20 protein-coding genes are annotated in these 24228 nt (G+C 45.9%); 12 read left to right on the top strand and 8 right to left on the bottom strand.

Annotated elements, in window-relative coordinates:
• Positions 1–73: 73 nt before the first annotated feature.
• Positions 74–793, bottom strand: a complete 720-nt coding sequence (locus sps_RS15870; RefSeq protein ID WP_077753412.1) for a hypothetical protein — start codon at positions 791–793, stop codon at positions 74–76.
• A gap of 356 nt (positions 794–1149) precedes the next feature.
• Between sps_RS15870 and cyaB the strand changes: the two genes are divergently transcribed.
• From cyaB to sps_RS15850, 4 genes are all read left to right on the top strand, one after another.
• On the top strand, positions 1150–1698 hold the full coding sequence (cyaB, locus tag sps_RS15865) for a class IV adenylate cyclase (protein ID WP_077753411.1): 549 nt from the start codon (positions 1150–1152) through the stop codon (positions 1696–1698).
• A gap of 36 nt (positions 1699–1734) precedes the next feature.
• On the top strand, positions 1735–2796 hold the full coding sequence (locus tag sps_RS15860) for an NAD(P)H-dependent flavin oxidoreductase (RefSeq protein ID WP_169915789.1): 1062 nt from the start codon (positions 1735–1737) through the stop codon (positions 2794–2796).
• Between the two features lie 283 nt (positions 2797–3079).
• Positions 3080–3847 (top strand): ParA family protein, encoded by a 768-nt coding sequence (locus tag sps_RS15855; RefSeq protein WP_169915787.1) that lies wholly within the window; start codon positions 3080–3082, stop codon positions 3845–3847.
• 975 nt (positions 3848–4822) lie between these two features.
• Positions 4823–5368, top strand: coding sequence for a porin family protein (locus tag sps_RS15850; protein ID WP_077753409.1), 546 nt, complete (start codon positions 4823–4825; stop codon positions 5366–5368).
• Positions 5369–5745: 377 nt separating this feature from the next.
• Here the strand turns inward: sps_RS15850 and sps_RS15845 are convergent, their stop codons facing one another.
• The 3 genes from sps_RS15845 to sps_RS15835 all read right to left on the bottom strand — a co-directional run bounded on the left by sps_RS15845 (position 5746) and on the right by sps_RS15835 (position 8868).
• Entirely contained in the window at positions 5746–6324 is a 579-nt protein-coding gene (locus sps_RS15845; protein WP_077753408.1) for a nucleoside triphosphate pyrophosphohydrolase family protein, read from the bottom strand.
• Between the two features lie 252 nt (positions 6325–6576).
• Positions 6577–7737: a saccharopine dehydrogenase family protein gene (locus sps_RS15840; RefSeq protein WP_077753407.1), complete on the bottom strand. Its 1161-nt coding sequence runs from the start codon at positions 7735–7737 to the stop codon at positions 6577–6579.
• 24 nt (positions 7738–7761) lie between these two features.
• Positions 7762–8868 (bottom strand): saccharopine dehydrogenase, encoded by a 1107-nt coding sequence (locus sps_RS15835; RefSeq protein WP_077753406.1) that lies wholly within the window; start codon positions 8866–8868, stop codon positions 7762–7764.
• A gap of 151 nt (positions 8869–9019) precedes the next feature.
• Here sps_RS15835 and sps_RS15830 point away from each other — a divergent pair, with 151 nt between their 5' ends.
• Complete coding sequence (locus sps_RS15830) at positions 9020–11395, top strand: aminotransferase class III-fold pyridoxal phosphate-dependent enzyme (RefSeq protein WP_237157853.1); 2376 nt, start codon at positions 9020–9022, stop codon at positions 11393–11395.
• A gap of 219 nt (positions 11396–11614) precedes the next feature.
• Positions 11615–13108 carry a Na+/H+ antiporter NhaC gene (gene nhaC, locus sps_RS15825; RefSeq protein ID WP_179948377.1) on the top strand — a complete coding sequence of 498 codons (1494 nt, stop codon included), beginning with the start codon at positions 11615–11617 and terminating at the stop codon, positions 13106–13108.
• A gap of 48 nt (positions 13109–13156) precedes the next feature.
• Here the strand turns inward: nhaC and sps_RS15820 are convergent, their stop codons facing one another.
• A complete protein-coding gene (locus sps_RS15820) occupies positions 13157–15223 on the bottom strand; it encodes a S9 family peptidase (protein ID WP_077753403.1) in 2067 nt (688 codons plus the stop codon).
• A gap of 181 nt (positions 15224–15404) precedes the next feature.
• Here sps_RS15820 and sps_RS15815 point away from each other — a divergent pair, with 181 nt between their 5' ends.
• The 3 genes from sps_RS15815 (at position 15405) to sps_RS15805 (ending at position 17698) form a co-directional block, all read left to right on the top strand.
• On the top strand, positions 15405–15926 hold the full coding sequence (locus sps_RS15815; RefSeq protein ID WP_237157852.1) for a DUF2975 domain-containing protein: 522 nt from the start codon (positions 15405–15407) through the stop codon (positions 15924–15926).
• A gap of 32 nt (positions 15927–15958) precedes the next feature.
• A complete protein-coding gene (locus sps_RS15810) occupies positions 15959–16171 on the top strand; it encodes a helix-turn-helix domain-containing protein (RefSeq protein ID WP_077755721.1) in 213 nt (70 codons plus the stop codon).
• A gap of 216 nt (positions 16172–16387) precedes the next feature.
• Entirely contained in the window at positions 16388–17698 is a 1311-nt protein-coding gene (locus sps_RS15805) for a winged helix-turn-helix domain-containing protein (RefSeq protein WP_077755720.1), read from the top strand.
• A 50-nt stretch (positions 17699–17748) separates the two neighbouring features.
• On the opposite strand, the gene fre is transcribed toward sps_RS15805, so the two are convergent.
• Positions 17749–18459 (bottom strand): NAD(P)H-flavin reductase, encoded by a 711-nt coding sequence (gene fre / locus sps_RS15800; protein ID WP_077753402.1) that lies wholly within the window; start codon positions 18457–18459, stop codon positions 17749–17751.
• A 214-nt stretch (positions 18460–18673) separates the two neighbouring features.
• Positions 18674–20143 carry a 4-hydroxy-3-polyprenylbenzoate decarboxylase gene (ubiD, locus tag sps_RS15795; protein WP_077753401.1) on the bottom strand — a complete coding sequence of 490 codons (1470 nt, stop codon included), beginning with the start codon at positions 20141–20143 and terminating at the stop codon, positions 18674–18676.
• A 211-nt stretch (positions 20144–20354) separates the two neighbouring features.
• Here ubiD and sps_RS15790 point away from each other — a divergent pair, with 211 nt between their 5' ends.
• Both sps_RS15790 and sps_RS15785 read left to right on the top strand, forming a co-directional pair.
• On the top strand, positions 20355–20870 hold the full coding sequence (locus sps_RS15790; protein WP_077753400.1) for a hypothetical protein: 516 nt from the start codon (positions 20355–20357) through the stop codon (positions 20868–20870).
• Positions 20871–21016: 146 nt separating this feature from the next.
• The gene (locus tag sps_RS15785) at positions 21017–21997 is read left to right on the top strand and encodes a chemotaxis protein (protein WP_077753399.1); all 981 of its coding nucleotides are present in this window, start codon (positions 21017–21019) and stop codon (positions 21995–21997) included.
• A 66-nt stretch (positions 21998–22063) separates the two neighbouring features.
• On the opposite strand, the gene sps_RS15780 is transcribed toward sps_RS15785, so the two are convergent.
• Positions 22064–22588 carry a GNAT family N-acetyltransferase gene (locus sps_RS15780; RefSeq protein WP_077753398.1) on the bottom strand — a complete coding sequence of 175 codons (525 nt, stop codon included), beginning with the start codon at positions 22586–22588 and terminating at the stop codon, positions 22064–22066.
• Between the two features lie 159 nt (positions 22589–22747).
• On the opposite strand from sps_RS15780, the gene sps_RS15775 reads away from it, so the two are divergent.
• On the top strand, positions 22748–24184 hold the full coding sequence (locus sps_RS15775; protein WP_077753397.1) for an aminotransferase-like domain-containing protein: 1437 nt from the start codon (positions 22748–22750) through the stop codon (positions 24182–24184).
• Positions 24185–24228 lie beyond the last annotated feature (44 nt).

The raw sequence follows: 24228 nt of genomic DNA, 5'->3' as shown, positions 1-24228 counted from the left end.
ACCCATTAGTAAGAGCCATTAGTAAGAACCATGAATAAAGCTATTAGTAATAGCGATTAACAACAGCAGAACGTTAAAACTGATGGCTAAAATGAATTTGAATTCTATCTATGGGAATATCTTCCAGTTCGAAATGATCACATTTAAATTGAATCGCTGATGAAGGTGATAATAGGTAAGTGAGCTCCACTCCTGCATAGGGCGAAGTACCAGTGTCTTGGCTATGGGAAAGCTCTCGATGAGTCGAGCTTGAGTCATGATCTCGGCTCCAGTTAAACGCACCCGTATGGAAAAATGCTGAGAGTCTTGGCGCTAGCTCAATACTCTTGCCGATCTTTGCTCCCCATCCCAGATACTGATGAGACGCTGTAATCTGTCGCCTCAGATCGCTTGGCTTGTCGAGATAATGAAGTGTGTGCTGAAACAACAGATATTCACCTCCCAGAGTCAGGCTCTCGAACAGCAACTGCCATTGTGGATCTTGTATGTGTTTTATTGAGATGGGCTGAGCATAGCTATTGATATCTGAGGCTGGATATTGGCTATGGAGTGCAGGGTTATTTACAGAGACATCTTGCCATTCTTGTGGCGCTGTATCGTCGGCCTTGGCTTGATATTGCCAAACCAAGATGCAGCAAAAGAATACCAGACAGGAGGATCTTAGCGGTCGCTTTTTGGCTTGTGGGCTTTTATGCCTTAGTGATTTTGTTTCGGTCCTCTTATCTTGTTTAATCCAATTGTTCGCATTTAAGATCCATGGGCAAGACTGAGCCCTATTATGAGTAGTATTCATATGCTTTCCCTCTTTGCTCGACCCGCTCAGCCAAGATATTAGGCCTGAACTGCAAGCAAGAACTTCACTGGATTTGAAGCATTAACTACACCAGTTAGGGATGGCGTTCATGTGTTTCAAGCACTTATGAATCAATTACTTTTAGAGGTCGAAAAACAGTCGCTAATTTTCTGATCTATTTGATTTATAATGGAAAATGAACAAATATCTGACGTGGTGGTACAATTCTGACGAGCCGCTTATGAACGCCAAAAATGTACCGCATGGCAGTTTTTAATCTCTGATTTTGCCTGATGCTTTTTGTTATCTAAGGGAGTAATATTTGAGCTTCTCAGGAATATAAGAAGTCGCATTTAATGAACAAACATTTCGAAGGTAGATATGAAGTTGAACTCAAGTATCGATTGAATAATAGAGCAGGATTTATCAAGGCATTAGCTGCTATGACCCCAGAAGTGATGCATGAAGATAATCTGGAGCATGATACTTACTTCGATCTGCCGGATCTTATGTTAGCGAGCCAAAATAAATCTGTCTGTATCCGTGAAATTCAGCCCTCCGGTATCATGTTATGGATAGTCAAAGGGCCGGAAGCTGACCGTTGTGAAGCAGTAAATATCAATGATGCAGTAAAGGCCAGAAGTATGCTAAAGACCATGGGGTATCGCCAGTGCCTAGAGTTGAAGAAACTGCGCAGTATCTATTTTCTCGGGGAATTTCACGTCACCCTTGATAGGCTTGAAGGCCTTGGGGATTTTGCTGAGCTTGCCATTATGACAGATGATGAATCCATGTTGGAAGACTATCGACAGCAGCTCTTGTCTCTAGGGAAAGAACTGGGATTATCTCCTGAGCAGCTGGAAGTGCGTTCATATCGAGAGCTTCAAGCGGAACTGGTTACTTGAGTTAATTCATATATGTGGTTGCAATGGAGTAGAGACATGATGCGAGTACAAGAGTTATTGGGTGTAGATTTACCTATCATTCAGGCTCCGATGGCCGGAGTTCAGAACAGTGAACTGGCATTGGCAGTATCTTCCGTGGGCGGACTGGGGTCCATCCCTTGTGCCATGCTAAGTCATGATGCCTTAAGGGCAGAATTGAGCCGTATTCAGTCTCACACTCAAGCTCCCATCAATGTGAACTTTTTCAGCCATCATCAACCCGAATTTAATGCCGAGCGAGATGTAATATGGCGCAGGACCTTAGCGCCGTATTTCAGCGAATATGCCATCGACAGCTCCATCGACAGTAATGCCTTACCCAAGGGACCTAGCCGCCAACCCTTTAGTGACGTAGTAGCGGATATCTTGGAGGAGTTTCGACCTCAAGTGGTGAGTTTCCACTTCGGTCTGCCAGAAAAAGCCCTACTTGCACGGGTAAAAGCTTGGGGCGCGACGGTATTGAGCACGGCGACGACGCTAGAGGAAGCGCTCTGGCTCGAAGCCAATGGCGCCGACGCCATCATAGCCCAAGGTATAGAGGCTGGTGGTCATAGGGGCATGTTCCTGTCTGCGGAACTAGGTTTGCAAGTGAGTACCTACTCGCTGCTACAACAAATTCTGGCACGGGTCAGCTTGCCAGTAATAGCGACAGGCGGTATCAGTGATGCCAAAGGTGTAAGCGCCGCACTCTCACTCGGCGCGGCGGCGGTACAAGTCGGCACCGCTTATCTGCTGTGTGATGAAACCAATACCAGTGTGCTACACAGACAAGCCATTAAGAGTAATCGCTCACACAAAACTGTTATCACCAACCTGTTTTCCGGCAAACCAGCCCGTGGCATCGTCAACCGGGTGATACAAGAGCTTGGTCCCATAAGCGAACTTGCCCCCGAATTCCCCCATGCCGCCACGGCAATAACCGCCATTAGACAAGCTGCTGAAGCCCAAGGTTCCAGCGACTTCTCCCCGTTATGGTGTGGACAAAACACGAGTGGCTGCAAAGAGATATCAGCAGTGGAACTCACTTTGGAATTAGCCAGAGGGCTTGGTACTAGATAACCAAGCTGCGCTTGAGCTTTGATAGCTAATTAGTTATCACTCCTTTGTTTAAATTTGAGTCATATACTTTATTTCTACTAATTCAGAGTCGCTCTAATCTAATGACATTGAGTCACTCCTGATCCTCGACCGGGTAGGGTTAGGTAAGCATTTCCAGCAAGTTAATCAGTACCTGCTATTTGGAATTTCGTTTACGACTTGCCAATACCTTTGTTTGGTAAATTTATAGGCGGAATATATGAGTTCAACTGTTCGTACACATGAGTCAAAGGTCGGAGTAAGTATGCCACCTGCTAACTTCGCTATGGACAATATTCTAAGCCAGGCAACCATTGCCAAAACACCTAAGTTAAGTAAGCCCGTTGAAGTGGCCTATCAAAACTCCATGTCGACTAAATTACTGGTGTTAAATAGTAAAGGTGGTTGTGGGAAATCGACTTTTACCATGGCGCTGTGCCGGCAACTGCTTAACCAAAGTAAAAAGGTAGAAATCATAGATCTCGATGTGCAGCAAACGGCGTTTCATTGGGGGAGTGGGCAAGATGAGTTGCGGGCGACTAGGTTTCAATTCCAACGTGGGCGATTTTTCTCTCTGGTGGTCAGAGTGTTAAAAGAGACCGATGTCACCGTAATCGATACGCCATCAAGTTTTAACCATGATGAACTAGGCCGCTATCTAACCTTAGCGCAGAAGATCATTATTCCCATCCAGCCCACTTCTATCGATATTCATGCGGCTCTGAATTTTATCCAGAAACTGACTCAACACCCCATATACAAGCAGCGCAGATCTCCTATCGCCTTGATCGCCACCCGTTGCCTATCTTCCAATCAGTTTATCTTATTCAATAAAGTATTCTCCCACCTCAATTTCGACATATTAGGCTACATGAGTGCCGATATTGCTTATATCGAACAATTCGATTTCTTCGGCGCTTTTTCGACAAATAAGCAAGTCCAAGACAAGGCTGCTTCAAGTAATAAAGCCCATCTAAACTCGAATTTAGATAAGAAGTTATGGAGCAAGGTAAGTCGCTGGGTAACAGAATAAACCAAGCTGTTTATGAGCTTTGATATCCCCAAAGCTGGCGAAGGGTATTTGGTATTAGATGACCAAGCTGCGCTTGAGTTTTATAATTAGACTTCGTCTAACAACTAAAGTCGTGATTGTATCTACTTTGATATCCCCAAAGTTGGCAAGTTGCCTTAGATGACCAAGCTGCGCTTGACTTTTATTATTAGACTTCGTCTAATAATAAAAGTCGTGGGAGGATTTGCTTTGTTCCCGCTCCAAAGTTGGCAAGTGGCCTTAGATGACCAAGCTACGCTTGAGTTTTATAATTAGACTTCGTCTAACAACTAAAGTCGTGGGTTTACCACCCACACCCGACCAAGGAGGACTGTCCTCATCAACAACATCCTGTCTAAGAGCCAGTTCGCCAAAATATATCCATATACAAGTGCCAGTTCAGCTTCCATGCTTCTCGTTCATTAGCCATGGCTGTGCCATATTCACCAGAGCTCTCGCTCAGAAAGGTCATTATTATGACCTTCGCCCCTGCATCCACCGTGACGCCCCGGCGAAGTTGTAAACCTTCGGTCTTCCTTGAAAATAGCTAACGCTTCCGATGGGGCGTCCACTCTCATAATGAAGAGTACGAAAGCTAGCCTGACATAGTGTGAGGTTTATGTGACTTTGGTTTAGAAGAGTTTGCGAAGCTCTTCGACTCTGGCATCCTGCTTCCGCTCTACTTCCTGAATCGATGCTTCTCGTTCATTGCTTATGGCTACGCCATATTCACCTTCCAACGGGGAATGATCGAGCTTGCTGGATATCAGAGAGGTTTAACCGTGTATTAATAGATAGGTTTTGATTTTTATGTACAAAGATTTATTGGTCCTTATTTTCTGGCTTTTGTATTCTAATCATACTAACACCTTCTTCTTGTAACATTCTGTTATCAATACTTGATATTCCTTTGTTTTATCCTATTTTAAAAAAGTAGTGATAAATGAGGATCATAAAATGATTAAAGGAAAAGCAGGGATTGCTGCAATAACATGTGGAATGTATCTACTTGTAAATATTGCTAATGCAACTGAAACAAAAGGAATGTATGTAGGTCTCGGAGTATCAAGAATTAATGTTGAATTGAGTGTAGATAATCTAGGGAGCGTTGATATCAGCAATAATATGCTTGGGATTTTATTAGGATATCAATTTAACGACTATTTTTCAGTTGAAGCAAGAGGTTACAGTAATCTATCCGATGAAGATATAGGTGGTGTTAATGTTGAAGTTGATCATCAGTTTAATGCGCTTATTCGAGGAGGGTATCTTATAGCCCAATATTTCAAACCATATGTTTTATTTGGTTATGGTACTTCTAAGTTGAGTGTTTCTGGCTTATCTGAATCTGATGAAGATATTGTTTATGGATTGGGACTATCAGTCAATGATGGACGACCATTACACTTAGAGGTCGAATGGCAAAAAAGTTATGATAATAAATTTGATGGATATGGTTTAGAAGCTGATAGTTTTCAAGCTAATTTGGTTTATTACTTTTAGGGGGGGGTTATTAAATTAAGTCCGGTTTGTCATTTTAATTATTGTATCAGAACGTACCTTGATAACTCTGTTCGAAGAGGTGAATAATCTGGTGTAAACGCGGCTGTGACCTTCGACAGCAAGGACGCTGTCGCAGAGCCCACAGGGAGCGTGCTTGCGGCGTGTCGCAGAAGTGTTTGCACATTAGGCCTGTGGCAAGCAATAGAGCAAAATGAAGTTCTGGTTTTCAACTCAGTAGCCAAATATAAATACTGTAAAAATTGAAAACAAAAAAGCACTTCAAACGAAGTGCTTTAAAGTTTAGGGCTGATGATATGCAATGAGCTATCTACGAAGAGGTAAACCACCAGACATCAAGGAACCAAAAAAATTAACGATTAAGCTTTAACTAGCTTTGCCAGATCGGCTGGTCGATAGTAAACCGACTTAAGCACCTTCCCCTGACGTACGATTTTACCCGCCATATCTACATCTTTAGCGCACTTAGCGATAATGAAGTCGCCCTTGGTGCTGCCGACGATCTCGACGCCTTGCTTAGCGTAAAACTCGATAGTCTCTTCAAGTTCTTTCTCGTTGCGGCAAACCTTGCTCATGTTGCTTGAGTGAACTTCATCCCAACAGGTGATGAAATCGATTTCACGGTTTTTGGCTACGTGTAACAGCAGGTCGATGACGTAGCTGATTTCCATGCGGTCGTTGACCTGAGTCGCACCAAGGTGAACTAGACGACCCATTAAGACATAGACAGAATCGACGATAGCATCGGCTTGTTCCATGCGGCTGTCAGCTTCGGCAAGTTCGGTTAACTCTTCGATGGCCAATGAGGTGTGCAATGTGTCAGCCTTGTCGTCCAGCGTGCTCTCGTCTTCGCTTGGCAAATCGAAAGTAGAACGAAACTGTAAGATGTCACCATAAAGGTGATCGTAGAGTGGCTGAGTGAGTGCGGTAAGTTTCATTGATTCTGCCTTGAAGCCTGAGCTTTCTGTAATGAGGGTTGAGTTGAGATAACTCGAATTGCAGTGATTCTAATTTAATGGCAGAGCAAAATAAAGCGCATGAGTTCGATGCTTGCGGTAGATAATTAACAGCGGAGGGAAATAAAAAATAAAAATTACCGAATGACAAAGGTTTAGTTTAGCTTTGCCTTGCTTGGAAGAAGGGGAGCCGAAGCTCCCCTTCTGGACTTATTCTATGGCGAGACAGGAATATTAGACCAGTTGATGACGGAACACTTTCTCATTCATCTTATCCAGCTCGTTAAGCCATCGAGTCACTGTCTTCTCATCATGTGGGGCAGGAGAGACACCAATAGCCAGCTCACCAGCGACTAAGGATTCGATGGCAATGGCCACAGTGAGAGAAACCAGGCGGGCCATGGCCGAGCCACGCTCGTCCCCAGCTTCATCTACACCGTAACTCGAGTGCCAGATTGTCTGCTCGCCTTGTGGATCTTTGACTTCTAATTCAACCGACAGCACTACACGATCGGCTTCACCTTCGTCGTATTGGTGCTTGTCCCAGAGTCCGTCACTCAGCTCGGCTAAACGTGCCATGCCAGCATCACCGACAGCATTGTCGACTTCGATAAACAGCTCACTCCAGGCGTCTGACCAACCATTGAGGCGCAGTGTACCGCGAACAAATTCCTGAATGCTCCAGTCGCTTGCAAAGCCATATTGCTGCTGAAATGGAATAGAGTCTCGGTTTGGATAGGCCTGAAAGGTCTCCAGACTGGCATCACTCATGTGCATATCGAAATCTGACAGGGCCAGCCAAGGCTTCTCGGTACGCTTTACTTCGCCGTCTTGGGTCCATTGCGCCGGAGACTTGAGGGCTTTAAGTACGCCCAGTGGTGACCAGGAAAACTTATATCTGAAATCGTTGGCTACTTTCGGGAAGCCACCACAGAAAGAGCGGAAGCTGTGCTGGTTTTGCTTATGGAATTTGTCCGATGCCTGATATTCGGCGATCAAGGCGTGGGCTAACAGATGATCGAGTCCTGGGTCTAGCCCTACTTCGTTAACGAAGCTGAGTTCTAGGCTCTTGGCTTTATCGTGTAAGGCCTGCATTTCAGGGGAAACGTAGCTGCTGGAGATAAAATGAGCCTTCTGCCCAAGACACAGCTCGGCGACTTGTACATGTAGAGTACCGGGTAACATGGAGATGACCAGATCGCCCGAGTTAACTTCGGTTTCCAGAGCAAGCCAATCTAACTGTTTGGTGGGGACGTTAATACCTAAGCTGGCAACCGCTTGGTCAGCCTTAGCTAAGGTGCGGTTCCACAGAATGAGTTGTTGACCCGATTGGGCGACTTTTTTGATACCTGGCAGTGACGAGAGTCCTGCACCTAACCAATGAACTGTTTGCATGTTTATTATCTCTTAATTTAGTCGTTATATCTGACTGAGCTTATCGGTAAATATTTGATTGGCTTTTTGCCAGACGCCTCGATTGAGATCGTCCAGCTGTAATAGGTGTGGCAAGAGTTGCTGACAAAAGTCTTCACTGCTCTCGACCGGTAACAGTGAAGGTAAGTGATCTATGGCAATCAAGTCGACAGGATTATCCCCCTCTATGATACGCAGGCACGGCTTATCAAAAGTGGTACAGCTTGAGTAGATAGGCAAGGGGTTATAAGTGCCGTATGGATCGCAGCTGACATCGCAGATAATTGTCAGACGCCGTGGGTGTATGTCGTTGGTCTCGAGCATGGGCAGGGTAATAAACGGCGGTAGGGCTTGTTGAACGAAGACGCAGTTGACTAATATGTCAAAATCTAAAATATCTTCGAAGGGGCCGCCTATTTTAGTTTCTGCCATGTCCCACTCGGTAACCTCGGCGCCTACACATTTGGCTATTTCGACGGCGCCGCAGCCGCTTCGGCCCTTAGCACCAATCACTAATACCTTAGGCGGGCGTGTTAACTGGCTTAATGAGTTTGCCACATCATCGACCAGAGCCTGCTTGCTTGGCATCGAAGTTAACTTTTCCAGTACGGACTGGCCTTGTTGTGCTGAGGAGTTTAACTGAGTATCTTGCTGACGTTTACCGAATGCCTTGAGCGCCACGGCGGCCCCTGCAAATCCTGCCCAGTAACCAAAGGCGGCCACACGGCGATTATTGTCATCCACCAGATATTCCAGATCGTATAGCTCACCTTCACCAGTCTTGAAGCGACGCAGCACATCTTGCCAACCTTGTTGCTCTTTGTAGACATGAGCGAAGTGAATATGACGATGCACCAGAGGCCAGTTATCTTCACTGAGTTCCTTGAGTCCCAAGATGATGGTGTCTGCAGGAGCTTGTTGCCAGCTATGGGCCGGCACGACATCGCAACCTATTTCTTGGTAGGCTTGAGCCGGAATGGCACTTAAGGAAGACGCTTCGACGGTGACCTTGAAACCCGCTGCTAAAAGCTTTTGGGCGACATCGGGTGTCAGGGCAATGCGCTCTTCTAAAGGTTTAGATTCCGCACGTAACCAAATATGGGGTTTATTCATACCGCAGGTTCTCCTACAAGTCTCTGGAGTTTATCTCTCGTTAGAGACTACTCGATAAATTGCTATTGAAAAATAGTTAGTGTATACAATATCCATATTTACACAAGATTAACATCACAGCTTAAGTGAAGAAACCAGAGGCAGAATGGCAATGCAAGAGTTGAAAACTAAGGTCGTTGAATATTCACCATCTAGAGTGCAGGAGTTGGTGCGGGAACATTTCGAGATCACAGCAGAGGTGAAAGCACTGCCCGGTTATGTGGATCTCAATTTTCAGCTTACGGATACACTAGGGAAGCGTTTTATTCTCAAGATTGCCAGCGCGGACGAGCCTTTGGCCGAGTTGGATATGCAAAATGCGGTGATGAATTATCTTAACGGGCAAGACTTACAGCCTTACTTGCTACCTGAGGTGATCAAAAGTCGCTCTGGTCATGAGATAACGCCCTTAAAAGACCAATACGGCAGAATGAGACAGTTGCGTCTGCTCAGTTATGTGCCTGGTGTATTTTACTGTGAGCATAAAGCCTTAGGCTGTCATCATCACAGCCAGCTTGGCACCTTATTAGCTAAGCTAGATGTTAGTCTGCAAGGTTTCTCCCATAGCGCTGCCTCAAGGTATTTCGACTGGGATCTCAAGCATGCGAAATCAGTGATTGAATCTAAGATGGGGTTAATCACAGATCTCGGCCAGCGGCAGCAGGTGTTAAAGATTCTGTCTGGGTTCGAACAACAGGTGATCCCTTTTATGGCTGAGCTGCCACAGGGAGTGATTCACAATGATGTGAATGACTATAATCTGTTGCTCTCCAATGGTAGTCGGGATGCCGAGGTCATAGGCTTGATAGATTTTGGTGACATGGTGCATAGCCACCAGATTAACGAGCTTGCCATCGCCTGTGCCTACGCCATCTTAGGTTCTGACTCGCCAATGGCGATCATCAAAGCCATTACCTTGGCCTATCACCAAGAGCGCCCGCTTAATGGCGCGGAGCTCTGGGTCTTACTACCGCTTATTGCCGCGCGCTTAGCGGTCAGTGTGTGTAACTCTTCCGAAGCCATTTTGGCCGATCCAGATAATGAATACCTTTTGGTGACGGCTAAACCTGCCTGGGCTGCTATCAGTAGCTTGCTTAAACTGGATGCTAAAAGTGTTGGCTTCGGGCTGCAACGCCTGTGTCTGACACAAGAGTTCGGGTCAGACACAGGCGGCTTGGCTGGCAATGTTTCATCTGAGCGACATAGAGACATTCTTAGCCAGAGAGCTGAGCGCTTGTTTAAGACCTTGAGTGTCTCCTATGAGCAACCTTTGATCATAGAGCGTGGCCAGGGGCAGTTTCTGCTGGATGAGAACAATATTGCTTACTTAGACATGGTCAACAATGTTTGTCATGTGGGTCACTGTCATCCATCTGTGGTCGCGGCAGGGCAGGCGCAGATGGCCAGACTTAACACCAATACCCGTTATCTCAATGACAATATTCTCGATTACAGCCAGGCCTTGCTGGATACCTTCCCCGAGTCACTTTCTGTGGTCATGTTCGTTAACTCCGGCAGTGAAGCCAACGAGCTTGCCATGCGCTTGATGCGCTGCAAGACGCAATCCGATGAACTGCTGGTGGTCGATGGTGCTTATCACGGTAATACCAACAAGGCGATCGAGATAAGTCCCTACAAGTTTAATGGTGCTGGGGGCGAAGGAGCGGCGGATCATATCCATATTGTGCCTATGCCTGATCCCTATCGCGGCCCTTATAAGGGCATGTCAACCGAGTCTGGCCGAGCCTATGCAGATTCGGTGCAGCGGGCAATTAGTCAGTTACAACAAGAGGGCAAGCAGTTAGGCGGTTATATCTGTGAGTCTTTGCAGGGGGTTGGCGGCAACGTGGTCATGCCTAACGGTTATCTCGACTCTGTTTATCGGGCGGTGCGCGCCGTCGGTGGTGTGTGTATTGCCGATGAGGTGCAGGTGGGTTTCGGTCGTGTGGGCTCACATTGGTGGGCGTTTGAGACCCAAGGTGTGGTGCCGGATATTGTCACCTTAGGCAAGCCTATCGGTAATGGTCATCCCATGGCGGCTGTCGTGACCACTAAAGAGATTGCCGAGGCTTTCGTGACTGGTATGGAGTACTTCAATACCTTCGGAGGTAATCCGGTTTCATGCGCTATCGGCAAGGCGGTACTCGATACCATAGATAAGGACAAGCTGATGCACAATGCCAGAGATACCGGCGGTTATATGCAGAGGTGTCTGGTTAAGTTACAAGAAACGTTTGACATCATAGGCGACGTGAGGGGCTTAGGTTTATTTATCGGTGTGGAGCTGGTGAAGGATGCAAACTTGACCCCGGCGACCCAAGAGGCGAAAGCCTTAATCGAGTGGTTTAAGTCGCGTAATATCTTGCTCAGTCTCGACGGCCCCTTCAATAATGTGCTGAAGATTAAGCCGCCAATGGTTTTTAATAAAGATAATGTCGATTATTTTATCGAGCAGTTGCTCCAAGGATTATCCCAAATAAATGCATAAATAGTTGGGATGTCACGTTCGAATTGAATTTATAGTCTATTAGTACGGGAGTTCAGCCTGGGGAACCTGGCTTGGACTCACATCCACTCCTAATGTGATCTAGATCTCGTTGTTAATTTTATGTAAGGATGTTCGCCCTAGCTAAGAATAAGCCATCGGATGAATGGTATTCGTTTATCGATCTAGTTGGGCCTGAGAATACATAACCACAAGGAACAAATGATGACTTCGACATCAGCTCCCCAGTCAAACAAACACAAGCTTCCCAGCCTGCTCGACGCCCTCATTCCCATCTTTGCCCTGGTGCTCATGTTGGCCAGTGCGGTTTACCTATATTCGTCTGATAGCTCTTATGGTGCGAACCAGATAGCCCTTATCATGGCAGCCTGTATCGCCCTGGTTATTGGGGTAAAGAATGGCTATAGCTGGAAGGAGATGGAAGCGGGTATCGTCAAGAGTGTTGGCGTGTCTACCGGCGCCTTGTTGATCTTATTTGCCGTGGGCTCACTGATCGGCACCTGGATACTCGCAGGCACAGTGCCGACCATGATCTATTACGGCATGTTGGTGCTCAATCCTGAATATTTCTATGCCGCATCCTGTCTCTTGTGTGCCGTAGTTGCCTTAAGTATCGGTAGTTCCTGGACTGTGGCGGGTACTCTGGGTATTGCTTTGGTTGGTGTTGCTGCAGCTATGGGGCTGAGTGTGGAGATCACCGCCGGTGCCATTATCAGTGGTGCCTATTTTGGCGATAAGATGTCGCCCATGTCCGATACCACTAATCTGGCACCTGCGGTAGCGGGAACCGATATATTTAGCCATATTCGCCACATGGTATGGACCACGGTACCGAGCATCATCATCGCCATGATATGTTTCCTGATCTTAGGTTTCACCAGTGAGGCCAGCGGACAGGCAGGTGATCTGCAATTGACCATGGATTTATTGCAAACTCAGTTTAATCCTGGCGTTCACCTCCTGTTACCTCTGTTGGTGGTATTGGTGTTGGCTTATAAGAAGATGCCGGCATTTCCTACTGTTATTCTTGGCACTATTGCAGGAGCAGCTTGCGCAGCGTTATTCCAGTTCGATAGCATCATAGCCTTCGTTAATGACGATAGTTTGCCTCCAATTGTGGCTATGGTGAAAGGGATCTGGACTGCCATGTTCAATGGTTATGTAGCCAACACAGGTGATGAAGTGCTCGATAGCCTACTTAGCCGAGGTGGCATGAGCCAGATGACCAATACTGTATGGTTAATCCTCTGTGCCATGGCATTTGGCGGGATCATGGAGGTCACGGGACTGCTCAAGCGTATCTTGCAGAGTATTCTCGGATTAGTGACATCCAGCGGTAGTTTAATCATCACGACTCTGGCGACCTGTATTGGTGCTAACCTGATCACTGCAGATCAGTTTATTGCCATCATCTTGCCGGGGCGTATGTTGAAGGTGGAGTACACTAAGCGCGGTCTGGCTGCGGTAAATCTGAGCCGTGCCTTGGAAGATTCGGCTACTATCACCAGCCCACTGGTGCCATGGAATACCTGTGGTGCATACATGGCCAGTACATTAGGTGTCGCCACCATAGCTTACCTACCTTACGCCTTCTTTAATTTAGTCTGCCCCTTAGTGAGTGGCACTTATGCCTACTTCAACTTTAAGATAGAGAAACTTGAAGATATGCCTGATCTCGAAGAGGTGAGTGCGTAAACAAGGTGCTTAGGTCCTAGAACCTAGGGATCTAGGACCTAACGAGTATTATAACTGGCTCACATCAACTTTTAGCGTGTCCAGGTGATTGGCGAGTGAGGGGGTGACCTTGTTATCCACTCGTCCGCCTAAGTGCTCAGCGAAGAACTGCTCCATTGCGACGATATAGGCCAGCTTATTTTCACGCTTCCTAAATCCATGACCTTCATCTTTTGCCAGAATATATTCAACGGGTAGGTTTTGCTTATACATCACTCGAGCAATATTATCGGATTCAAGCTGGGTGACTCTGGGATCATTAGCCCCTTGCACTAGCATTAGCGGTGCCTTGATGCGATCGACGAACTTGATGGGTGAACGTGCCAGCATATCTTCTCTATCGGCTGCTATTTCTGGGTCGCCTACCGCGCTGTAAAACTGTCCAAGGTATGGACGAAAGCGTGGCGGGAATGATTCGAGTAAGGTGATAAGACTCGAAGGCCCAACATAGGAGATCACTGCCTGATAAAGATCAGGGGTAAAGGTCGCGCCAGCAAGGGCCGCATAGCCACCGTAAGATGCCCCCATGATGCCTAACCTTTGTTTATCGGCAATGCCTTGGTCGATAAGGTAGTGTGCACCATCGGTTAAATCGTCCTGCATGCTACCCGTCCCCCAGTTCTTATTGCCTAAGTTGAGGAAACGTTTACCAAAGCCCGTCGATGCGCGGAAATTTGGTTGCAGTACGGCGTAGCCTCGGTTTGCTAGCAGCTGGGCGATGGGACTGAAGTAACCTGAGCTGAGTGTCCAGTAATCACGGGCCCAGGGGCCGCCATGGGGAAGAATAATCGTTGGCAGGTTTTTACTCTGACCCTTTGGCAGGGTCAGGTAGGCTTGTATGTTGACGCCGTCTCGTGCCTGGTAAGTGATGGACTGACGTTTTGATAGTAGCTCAGGATTAATCGATGCTTCTTGTTCAAGCAAAAGGCTCACCAGTCCAGTATTGGCATCGAAGCGGTAGTCGCTGCCCATATCGACATCGCTGGCGGTATGTAGCTGCCACAGGCCGGTTTTCTCGTTTCTGTCGGTGATGGTTATCTCGATATCTTGAGTGAAGTGGTCGTTAATTTTTTTCCAGTTGCTGGCAAAGGTCTTATCCAGCGGATAAGTGCGCAGGCGACCGCCATAATAGGAGACGGCAAGTGGTGTGCCTTCATCGTTAAAGAGCACATCATAGACATCAGATTCATTCATGGGGTCTTGATGTAGGGTGAGCAGTTTTCCTGTGGTTATATTGAGGCGTAATAGCTGCTGCTTGTCACGACCTTGGATATTGGCTCTGAGGTAGGCTAAGTTGTTATCTTCATCAAAGCTAAGAATATCGATGTCTTCACCAAATTGGGTCTTAATCAAACTGGTCCATTTGCCATCAATTTTGGCGTAAAGATCGGAAGTATTGTCCGGGTTACTGCTAGTGCCAAGTACTGGCTCTCCCTGTTGGTTTGTCTCTATAGAAGAGAAGCCGTAGGTGTTAGAGAAAATATTGGTTATTTCGGCGGAATTAATATCTATACGGTACAGATCCATCTGCTGAGGGTTATCTTGATTAGACATGACCACTAAGGTGTTGGGCTTGTCTTTTGGCTGCTTGAGCAGGTCGTATCTTATATCGCTATTATTTGTCAGTGCTATGGCGCTGGCAGTTGGCTTGGCTTGGGTAACATCCAGAGTCAGCTTATAAATTTGCGTGTTCTCATTACCGCCACTGTCTTTGAGATAGAAGAGTTCATTGTTTTGGCTTGACCATCGAAAACTCTGAATCGGTTCTTTTGAAGTAGTTATAGGGAAAGATGCATCTAAGTCTGCACCTGCCGCCATCAGATAGAGGTTTTTCGCACCTTGATACTCTTTGAAAAAGGCTAACCATTTTCCGTCACTAGAGCTCTTGAGCCCGCTGATCCCTTGCTCGTTGAAGAAGGCTTCGACAGGTAGCAGTTGAACTTGCTGACTTTGCTCTTGGACAGCGACTTGAGCTGGCAAGCTAGTTGGTGATGGAGTCTGGGAACAGCCAGTTATAAATAAGCTAGCGGCGAGCGCTGTCGAGAGTACGCTAGGTAAAATCTTATGTGTCTTCATCGTTCATTCCTTTAAATAACAGCTCAGATGCCTATCTGCTTTATCAACAAATCAGTTATCCATGAATTCCCAATTAAAGTAATACATAAAATAATTATTGTAAAACGATAATTAAATGTTTTTTTATGATGAAATGTTTCTGTCTGGTATAATCTGTGGAAATCGAGATAAGGGAATGATTGTGGCAATTAACGCGAGCATGCAGAAGTTGATGAAGATCAGCGGTTTTTTCAGGGTTTTGGTATTAGTGGCTACGGCAGCTGTGGTGGTTTATCTGGGCTATAGCTACTTGGTGCTGGATGAAATACGTTTCGAGACCAATATGTTGTTTCTCGATCTTTGGCATCATGATGGTGCAAGCCGTGCTGTACTGATGGCTATTCAGGCGCCGCTATTAATCACCTTATTTGTGGGAATTTATTGGTTGCAACGCCTGTTGAGTCACTTTCAACAAGGGCAGTTTTTTGGCAATGAGGCGATGCGTTGTTACCTCTGGTTAATATGGCTGAAAGTGTTGGATATCGTGCTAGAGATCGTTCAACATCTGGCGACTGGCTACTATCATAAGCAATTTTTTGAACATACCAGCATAGAGCTTGGGCTTGAATTCGGTAACATTACCACCCTTTTGCTGATGCTGTTGATCGTTTACTTATTGAAGGCGGCGAAAGAGATCGAAGCCGAAAACAAAGAGTTTATCTAAATGTTACTTCTAGCGTGTTGGGCCCCAAAATTATGGAAATAGTCGTTAATTTAGATGTCATGATGGCGGTGCGTAAGGTGAGTTCGAAGGAACTGGCAAAGGCTATCGGCATCACCGAAGCCAACCTTTCTCTGCTAAAAAGAGGCAAGGTGAAAGGAGTGCGATTTGAAACCTTGGCCAGTATCTGCGCATACCTCAACTGCCAACCTGGAGATATTTTAGAATTCCGAGGAGCCGAAGCATAAATGCTGAAGGCTCAAAGGCTTGGTAGTAAAGTCTCCCTCTTTAAATCATTGAATACCAGCATCGAGTTAAGTCGGATATAGTGTTTGATTTGAGCTGGTAATCCCAGTATCTTTCAAAACCTGAACCTAGAATAATAATAGATAGATCTCTACCTGACCTCAAAGACTCGTTTTACATGTTTTTCGAGGAAGGATTGAGATTTAAAGAGGTGTGTGTTGTTAAAAGTTACTCCTTATCTGGAGTTAGATAGCGAAGCAAAACATCTCGTCGATCAAACCAGTGGCGAAACCATAGACCTGACTTTTTCTGAGTCGGCTGTATTAACCTATCTTCTTTCTGTTCCAGATGTTATCTGTGGAAAAGAGGTCCTGCTAGAGCAGGGCTGGCCCGATCGCGTAGTGGCGGCAACATCGCTGACTCAGTGTATCAGTACATTGAGGAAGAAGCTGGAGCCCTATCCCGAAGTCCAACTGAAAACCATAGCAAGACGGGGTTATCAAGTACACGTATCAGCAAGGCCTGATACCGAAGTGCCTCAGGTCAAAGATAGCGAGTCGATAACAAAGGCGCGCTTTCACGTCTCGCTGGTGGTGAAAATTACTGGGGTACTGATGTTGTTGCTGATCACTGGGATCTGTTGGTTTAACAGCGATCATTACAGTGTGATTGAGGAGACCAATAAGTGGAATAGCGATAGAGATATCCCACTCAACATAGGTGGAACTATCGGTAGCGCTCAGCTTATTTATCCCGATGGCGTCAATCAGCTTCATCCTTCTATGTGGCAGAAACATATCGCTCCTGAATCAAATTCGATTAAGGGGATCGATAACTTTAATGCCTTTGCGCTAACCGATGGTAATCATTATTCATTTGCAGTTTGTCCAAATGGTGAACTGGGAGCGTGTCCTGCAGAGCAACTTATCAATATTACCTCAATCGACCTTAAGCCCGCCGGCCTGAATATGAGTCAATTTATGGCGTTGACCGATAAGATGGAGAGTCGCATTCGCTATAACCGAATTCTCATCCCTAATAATGAAGTATTTAACGAAGAAGCTGGCGGTACTGAGCTTGTTCCTGAGCTTATTGAGCATCATTATCACGGCGACGTTTATTTTCCGGTAGCTAAGGAGCTGCTTGTGCGTGCCGACTTGAGTGTCTCTATGGTGTATGAAGGAGATGATACGGGAAAGTTCTACTCATCGACCTGTATCACCGATGAAGACTGTTTGACTACGCCGATTAAGTACAAGATTCGGGGTCAATTTAAACAGTATAAGCAGACCATCAATAATATGGCTGTCGATGTGTTTAAGGTGGATGTGAGCCAGAAAGACCTGATAAAACCCGATGCGGTCAGCTCATCGGCAATGCATTTCTATCGTGAGATCAGAAAGCACAATATCCGCGATGAAGAGTTGTATTATTATCGAATCTACAAAGATGAAACGACGGCGGTTTGGATTGTGCCCTTGATGGGCAATATCGTCGCCTGGACTAAATATGAGAAGGTTGAATTATAAAGAGTTCCTAGGTTCTAGCACTTAGCCCCTAGGAACGAGTAAACTGGCGTTTACTTAATAAACGCAAACGCATCGCCGTAGAGATGCTCTTCCTCAACACCTATGGCGCGGAAGACTTCCCTGGCTGCACCCACCATATCAAAACGGCCAGCAATATAGATATCATAACCATGTAAGCTAATGAAATCGGCCTTGATCTGGGCTAACAGGTTAGCCTTCTTACCTTTCCAATCTCCGCCAGCTTCTTCCAGTACAGGAACGAAATGCAACCATGGATGGGCATCGTGCCATTCACGGGCAATCGTCTCGTAATACATGGCATCGGCGTTACGGCAACCCCAGTAAAGAGTGGTTTCGATCTTCTGTCCCAGTGCAATCTGCTGTTCGACGATGCTCTTGATGTAAGAGAACCCTGTACCGCCAGCGATCAGTAATCTAGGGCGCTGACTCTCGTGGCGCAGGTGAGCCTCACCGCCTGGAACTTCAATTTCTATCTGACCATCGTTCGCCAGGCAATCTTTCATGCGCTCGACGACTTGCATCGGGTAGCTTTCGCTGACCGCGGCGCCGATATGCAGTTCGATAAGTTCTGCATTTGGTGCTGAAGCGATAGAGAATGGGCGTTTATCTTTTTCACCCATAACCACACAGAGGTACTGACCGGCGTTGAAATCGAACGCTGTTTCAGGTTTTAGAATGATTTGATAAACCGCATCATTGAATGGGGTAACAGTTTCGATTTTACAACTTATGGTGTTCATCTAACGTCCTTTTCGAACCCCTCTGTGGGAGCTTTACCATTTAAAAGTTCAAAGTTAAAAGTTCAAAGCACTTGCTTCTGAACCAAGTTAAAACAGATACATTAATCATAGTCATTTCCCGCAGGTTAAGCGGGAAATTGCTCGCAAGCTGGAAGCTTAGTTTGAAATCTAAGTTCGTACTAAATTTCTAAACCAAAAGAGTGTAAACCTAAGGTTAGGTATCTAAACCTAAGTCGGCCCACATATCGTCGACTTTCTGTTTGACGGCTTCATCCATCACGATTGGCGTACCCCATTCACGATCGGTTTCGCCTGGCCACTTGTTGGTTGCGTCCATGCCCATTTTAGAGCCTAGACCTGCAACGGGAGAGGCAAAATCCAGATAGTCGATAGGTGTATGCTCTATCATTACGGTATCGCGTTTTGGATCCATACGGGTCGTTATAGCCCAGATCACATCGTTCCAATCACGGCAGTTAACATCTTCGTCCACGACTATGATGAACTTGGTGTACATAAACTGACGCAGGAAGGACCAAGCGCCCATCATCACGCGTTTAGCGTGACCTGGGTACTGCTTACGGATAGAGATCACAGCCATGCGATAGGAGCAACCTTCCGGTGGCAAATAGAAATCGATGATCTCGGGGTACTGCTTGCGTAGGATAGGCACAAATATTTCATTGAGTGCCACACCTAACATGGCTGGTTCATCCGGTGGACGGCCTGTGTAGGTGCTATGGTAGATGGCATCTTTTCTGTGGGTGATATGGGTCACGGTGAAGACAGGGAATTTATCTGTCTCGTTGTAATATCCCGTATGATCACCATAGGGGCCTTCTTCGGCCATCTCTTCAGGGTCTATATAACCTTCTAAGATGATTTCGCTGGTGGCGGGCACTTCTAAGTCACAGCTTAAAGCTTTACAGACTTCGGTGCGCTCGCCACGAAGCAGGCCTGCGAAGGCATATTCACTCATAGAGTCGGGTACTGGTGTGACTGCACCTAAGATAGTGACCGGATCTGCACCTAGCGCCACTACAACCGGGTAACGCTCACCCGGGTGTTTCTCTTTAAAATCTTTAAAGTCTAACGCGCCGCCGCGATGATCTAGCCAGCGCATGATCAGCTTATCTTTACCTAGCAGCTGCTGGCGGTATATGCCCAGATTCTGACGCTTCTGGCGGGGTCCCTTAGTGATGGTCAATCCCCAAGTCACTAGGGGAGCGGCATCACCGGGCCAACAGTGTTGGATGGGCAGCTTAGTCAGATCAACATCATCACCTGTTTTTATAACTTGCTGACAGGGAGGATTGCGCACTGACTTAGGCGGCATATTCAAGGCTTGCTTGAATTTTGGTATCTTAGATATCGCATCCTTGAAGCCGCGAGGCGGCTCAGGCTCTTTAAGGAAAGCCAGTAGCTCTCCGACTTCACGCAGGGCCAGAGGATCTTCTTTACCCAGTGCCATGGCTACACGTTTAGGTGTGCCAAAAAGGTTAGCCAGCACAGGCATCTCGTTGCCGACAGGGTTCTCGAACAGTAGAGCTGGACCTTTAGCACGGAGCACTCGGTCGGAAATCTCCGTCATCTCAAGGTGAGGGTCGACGGGATGGCTGATACGCTTTAGTTCACCCTGACTTTCCAGGTGGGCGATAAAACTGCGCAGATCCTTAAAACTCATTGATACTTGCTGCCATAAAAATGTGATATGGCGCGCACTATAGCATTTTTAGTACGCATGTTTAACCGCTTAACTTTATATAGAGCAAGATAATAATTAGTTAAGTTAGTGGTAAATTATGATGACGTTTAATTAGCGGCCCAATAGGTATATTATAAAGGCAGAACTAAGTTTGCACTCTATCAAAGGGTGAGTTTTAGAGGAGACGGTAATGGGCAAAATATCTCGTGTTGTACAAGCTATACTGCTGTCTGGTTTGCTCTCTCTTTTTAGCTTAGGCCTACAAGCAAGTGATCGCTTCAATTGGAGCAGTAATGTCTGGGTTCAGCCAACTTGGAGCAGCAGTTGGGGCACTGGAATCGGCGTTGGCATAGGAACTGGCTCGCCTTACTGGAACAATCCTTCTTGGAACCATGGTTGGAATAGCAGTTGGAACAACAATTGGTATCGTCCTTATTGGCGTAATAATTGGCGCTATCCTTATCGTTATAATCGCTATGACAGCTACTATTACAATGAGCGCCGAGCAGTAAAAAGAGAGCCTACTCCGCCTAAATCAATCGCGGCTCCCCAGCGAGTAACTACCAGTGTGCAATATGCATCCGGGCTGAAGAGCCTGCCTGAAAATGCTCGTGTCATGCAAAGAGATGGCCGTACCATTTACCAATGGCAAGGTGTCGAATATGTGTTCGATTGGAGCACTGAGACCTACCGCGAGTTGAAATAGTTATTTAACCTATTAGCCAAAACATGCTCTCAAGCTTTCACTAAGCTTCATTCCCTTCCTATACTCATAGTTAGCGCTATTTTTATTGAGAGCTATTTCTCATTAGCGCTAAATTATTCACGAGATGGCACCTTCGAGTATTGAGTATGAAAAAACCAGATATCCTCACGGAAAGTGGCACGAATGAACTCGAGATTATCGAGTTTCATCTGCATAAAACCTTACCTGGTGGTGACTATAAAGTTTGTCATTACGGTATCAATGTCGCCAAAGTCAGGGAAGTGATCCGGGTACCGGAAACCGAAGATTATCCTAATGCCCAGTCTCATATGATTGGGGTATTCTCATTACGTGATAATTTAATTCCACTTGTGGATCTTGCTAGCTGGCTGGAGATCCCCACATGTGATGACCTGGACCAAAAAATTGTTATCGTGACCGACTTTAACAAGATGATTAATGGCTTCTTAGTCGATAGTGTCTTGAGCATTCATCGGGTTTCTTGGGAGCATGTGGAGTCTCCGAGTCAGTTCTTAGAGTCAGGGGAGCAGGATTGTGTGGTCGCTGTTGTTCGGCGGGATGGTTATCTGATTATGATCTTAGATTTTGAGAGGATTATTTCCGATATTAATCCTGAATTGAGTATGGATAAGTACGACGTGACTCAAGACAAGAATGTGGTCATTAACGACAGTATGCTAGCAAAGCGTCAGGCTAAAACGATAATGGTTGTGGATGATTCCGCTTTTATTCGCAAGATGATAGAGAAGACCTTACAGTCATCTGGTTATAACATTTTGGATGCAAAGGATGGTCAAGATGCGCTGGAAATTCTCGAAGACTTTGTGCGCCTCGCAGAAGAGGAGGGAGGCTCAGCCGATAATTTTGTTGATGCGATAGTGTCAGATGTGGAGATGCCCCGCATGGATGGCCTGCATTTATTGAAACGATTACGGGATAGCTCTCACTATGCCAAGACTCCGATTGTGATGTTCTCATCCTTGATGAGTGAAGGTAATCGCTTGAAGGCACTGCAACTCGGTGCCAACGATACTATCACTAAGCCTGAGATTGGCAGTATGGTTGCTATGGTTGATGGCTTGGTTTTGGGTGATAACAAGGGCTAAGTAAAAGGTCAGTAAGAGCCAGGTTAGAATGAGGTCGCTCTTGAATCTGACCTTTCGCATTCACATCTAAATTTTAGATTTTAAGAAAATTTCATATCGATTAACGGTAAATCCATCTTCTTGGTACTGACTGATATAGCTCATTCCCAGCTTGAGCAATACATTGATGGAGCTTAGGTTTTCGGCTACGGCGTCTCCGAATACCTGATCTAGATCCAAATGCTGTTTTGCATATTCGATACAGGCCTGATTGGATTCGGTCGCATAACCTCTCCCCCAATGAACAGGGTGGAAGCGATAACCGATATCGACCGCATTGATACGGCTATCATTTTTAAAGCCGCAAAAGCCAATTACTTCACTGGTCTCTTTAAGCACTACTGCCCAGCGGCCGTAGCTGTATTTTTTATATTCCGCTAACCAGATGTCGCGAATGATATTCTCAGCATCTTCAATGCTGCTACAGATGCCGGCATCACCAGTAAAGCGGTTGACCTCTTCAGGTGCATTAAAGTGGTAAACAGCTTGTGCATCATCGAGATTAAATTCTCGGATAATAAGTCGCTGTGTCTCGGTTAATATTTTGCTCATCTTGGTCACCTTGTTTTCATTCGATTCTTCAGCTATCTCAGTCGCAACCTCTATAGCTATAGTATTACTGTGTTGCTTTTTACTTTAACTGGAGTCTTAAAACCAAAACAGATACAGTTAACCTCAATAAAACTCAATACAGATGTTGAATGCCTAATTATGGCTAAGTTTAAGTATCAGAAAATTGTCGACGAGATTATTCGTGCTATTGAGTCAGGCATATTCTCAAATAAGTTGTGCTGCAATAAACTCGAGTCGGTGCGTCGCTATGCTAAAGATAAAGGCGTAGGGGTATCAACTGTGACTCAGGCTTACTATGAGCTTGAAAGACTAGGCTGGATCTACTCAGAGCCTAAGCGTGGGTATTTTATCGCTTCAAGGGAAATGCTTAAGCAACCTGATTATGGCTCTAATATCAATCGGATTCATGGGCAATTAGAGTTAGCCAATGCGGTGCAATATTCGTTTAACGACCCGGATATCTTGCCTCTTTCTTGCACGGCTCCCTGTACTGTTATTGATCAAGAACTCCTACTTAATCGTTTGCATAAACAGGTATTGAAGCATCGCCCTTATAAACTTTTGATGCAAGATCCTATCTGGGGGATCCCAGAGTTGAGATTCGAAATTTGTCGTCATCTACTGCGTTCAGGGCAAGTATTTCTCAAGGAGCAGGTGCTGATAACCAATGGCAGGCAAGAGGGCTTGTTGCTGGCACTCTCTGCCGCCAAAGCCATAGGAAAAGCGGTGGCGGTGGAGTCTCCGGTATCATTCTATTTTCAGGCGATTTTGAAACAGTTCAATGCCGATGTGATTGAGGTGCCAATGCAAGGGAGTTATGCGGATGAGTTGGTACTACTTTCAAAGGCTCATAAAGAGCAGTGCTTCGATACCTATTTGGTTAATCCTAACTTTGCCGACCCTACCGGGCGGGTCTTATCGGTAGAGGACAAAAACGCCTTGATTGAGTGGGCAAGTGAGCATGATGTTACCTTGATTGAATATGATCGTGGTGAGTTATATTTTGGCTTAGCCCGGCCAGTGACTATCGCAAGTTTAGTGACTCAATCTCGATCTTGTAGGGTGATAAGCATAGGTGATTTTTATGACACCATCTCACCGACCATCAGCTTAGGCTATCTGATATGTAGCGATACTTTCACCGCCTGTCAGTATGCAAAACAAACCATTGCCGAGGAGCCAAGTATTGCCTTGCAACATATGGTGTCGAACCTAATGTCTTCCGGTGAATATCTTACACTAACGGGAAAGCTCAGAGCTCAGATGAATACTCATTACCTTAAAATGAAGAGTTTGATGAGCTCAGTGCTTGATGATTCGGTTTATATGAGTCAACCAACGGGCGGCCCCTGTATCTGGCTTAAGTTACCTGATGAATTTTCCAGTGAGGAATTATGGGATCGTGTCATTCAGGAAAAACTTTCGATTGCGCCAGGAGCTATGTTCTCTTTCACATCAAATTATTCCTGTTATTTTCGAATAACATTTGCGCTGCCTTGGAATGAAAAAATGGAATCTGGGGTCATCCGGCTTGCTAAAGTTATAAAAGATTATCTGGAGGGGAATACAAGCTAACTTATTGTTAAGTAGCGGTTCAGCTGGAGGTGGTAGAATTATAC

The organism is Shewanella psychrophila, from assembly GCF_002005305.1.
Classification (GTDB): Bacteria; Pseudomonadota; Gammaproteobacteria; order Enterobacterales; family Shewanellaceae; genus Shewanella; species Shewanella psychrophila.
This window is presented reverse-complemented; position numbering and strand designations above follow the sequence as displayed.

Excerpts from the sequence above, each read along its gene's own strand:
- cyaB (WP_077753411.1), top strand. The coding sequence starts at position 1,150 with ATGAACAAACATTTCGAAGGTAGATATGAAGTTGAACTCAAGTATCGA.
- sps_RS15820 (WP_077753403.1), bottom strand. The coding sequence starts at position 15,223 with ATGAAGACACATAAGATTTTACCTAGCGTACTCTCGACAGCGCTCGCC.
- sps_RS15850 (WP_077753409.1), top strand. The coding sequence starts at position 4,823 with ATGATTAAAGGAAAAGCAGGGATTGCTGCAATAACATGTGGAATGTAT.
- sps_RS15785 (WP_077753399.1), top strand. The coding sequence starts at position 21,017 with ATGAAAAAACCAGATATCCTCACGGAAAGTGGCACGAATGAACTCGAG.
- sps_RS15855 (WP_169915787.1), top strand. The coding sequence starts at position 3,080 with ATGCCACCTGCTAACTTCGCTATGGACAATATTCTAAGCCAGGCAACC.
- sps_RS15790 (WP_077753400.1), top strand. The coding sequence starts at position 20,355 with ATGGGCAAAATATCTCGTGTTGTACAAGCTATACTGCTGTCTGGTTTG.
- sps_RS15845 (WP_077753408.1), bottom strand. The coding sequence starts at position 6,324 with ATGAAACTTACCGCACTCACTCAGCCACTCTACGATCACCTTTATGGT.
- sps_RS15835 (WP_077753406.1), bottom strand. The coding sequence starts at position 8,868 with ATGAATAAACCCCATATTTGGTTACGTGCGGAATCTAAACCTTTAGAA.
- sps_RS15780 (WP_077753398.1), bottom strand. The coding sequence starts at position 22,588 with ATGAGCAAAATATTAACCGAGACACAGCGACTTATTATCCGAGAATTT.
- sps_RS15775 (WP_077753397.1), top strand. The coding sequence starts at position 22,748 with ATGGCTAAGTTTAAGTATCAGAAAATTGTCGACGAGATTATTCGTGCT.
- sps_RS15810 (WP_077755721.1), top strand. The coding sequence starts at position 15,959 with ATGGAAATAGTCGTTAATTTAGATGTCATGATGGCGGTGCGTAAGGTG.
- sps_RS15830 (WP_237157853.1), top strand. The coding sequence starts at position 9,020 with ATGCAAGAGTTGAAAACTAAGGTCGTTGAATATTCACCATCTAGAGTG.
- sps_RS15860 (WP_169915789.1), top strand. The coding sequence starts at position 1,735 with ATGATGCGAGTACAAGAGTTATTGGGTGTAGATTTACCTATCATTCAG.
- sps_RS15840 (WP_077753407.1), bottom strand. The coding sequence starts at position 7,737 with ATGCAAACAGTTCATTGGTTAGGTGCAGGACTCTCGTCACTGCCAGGT.
- sps_RS15870 (WP_077753412.1), bottom strand. The coding sequence starts at position 793 with ATGAATACTACTCATAATAGGGCTCAGTCTTGCCCATGGATCTTAAAT.
- fre (WP_077753402.1), bottom strand. The coding sequence starts at position 18,459 with ATGAACACCATAAGTTGTAAAATCGAAACTGTTACCCCATTCAATGAT.
- ubiD (WP_077753401.1), bottom strand. The coding sequence starts at position 20,143 with ATGAGTTTTAAGGATCTGCGCAGTTTTATCGCCCACCTGGAAAGTCAG.
- nhaC (WP_179948377.1), top strand. The coding sequence starts at position 11,615 with ATGATGACTTCGACATCAGCTCCCCAGTCAAACAAACACAAGCTTCCC.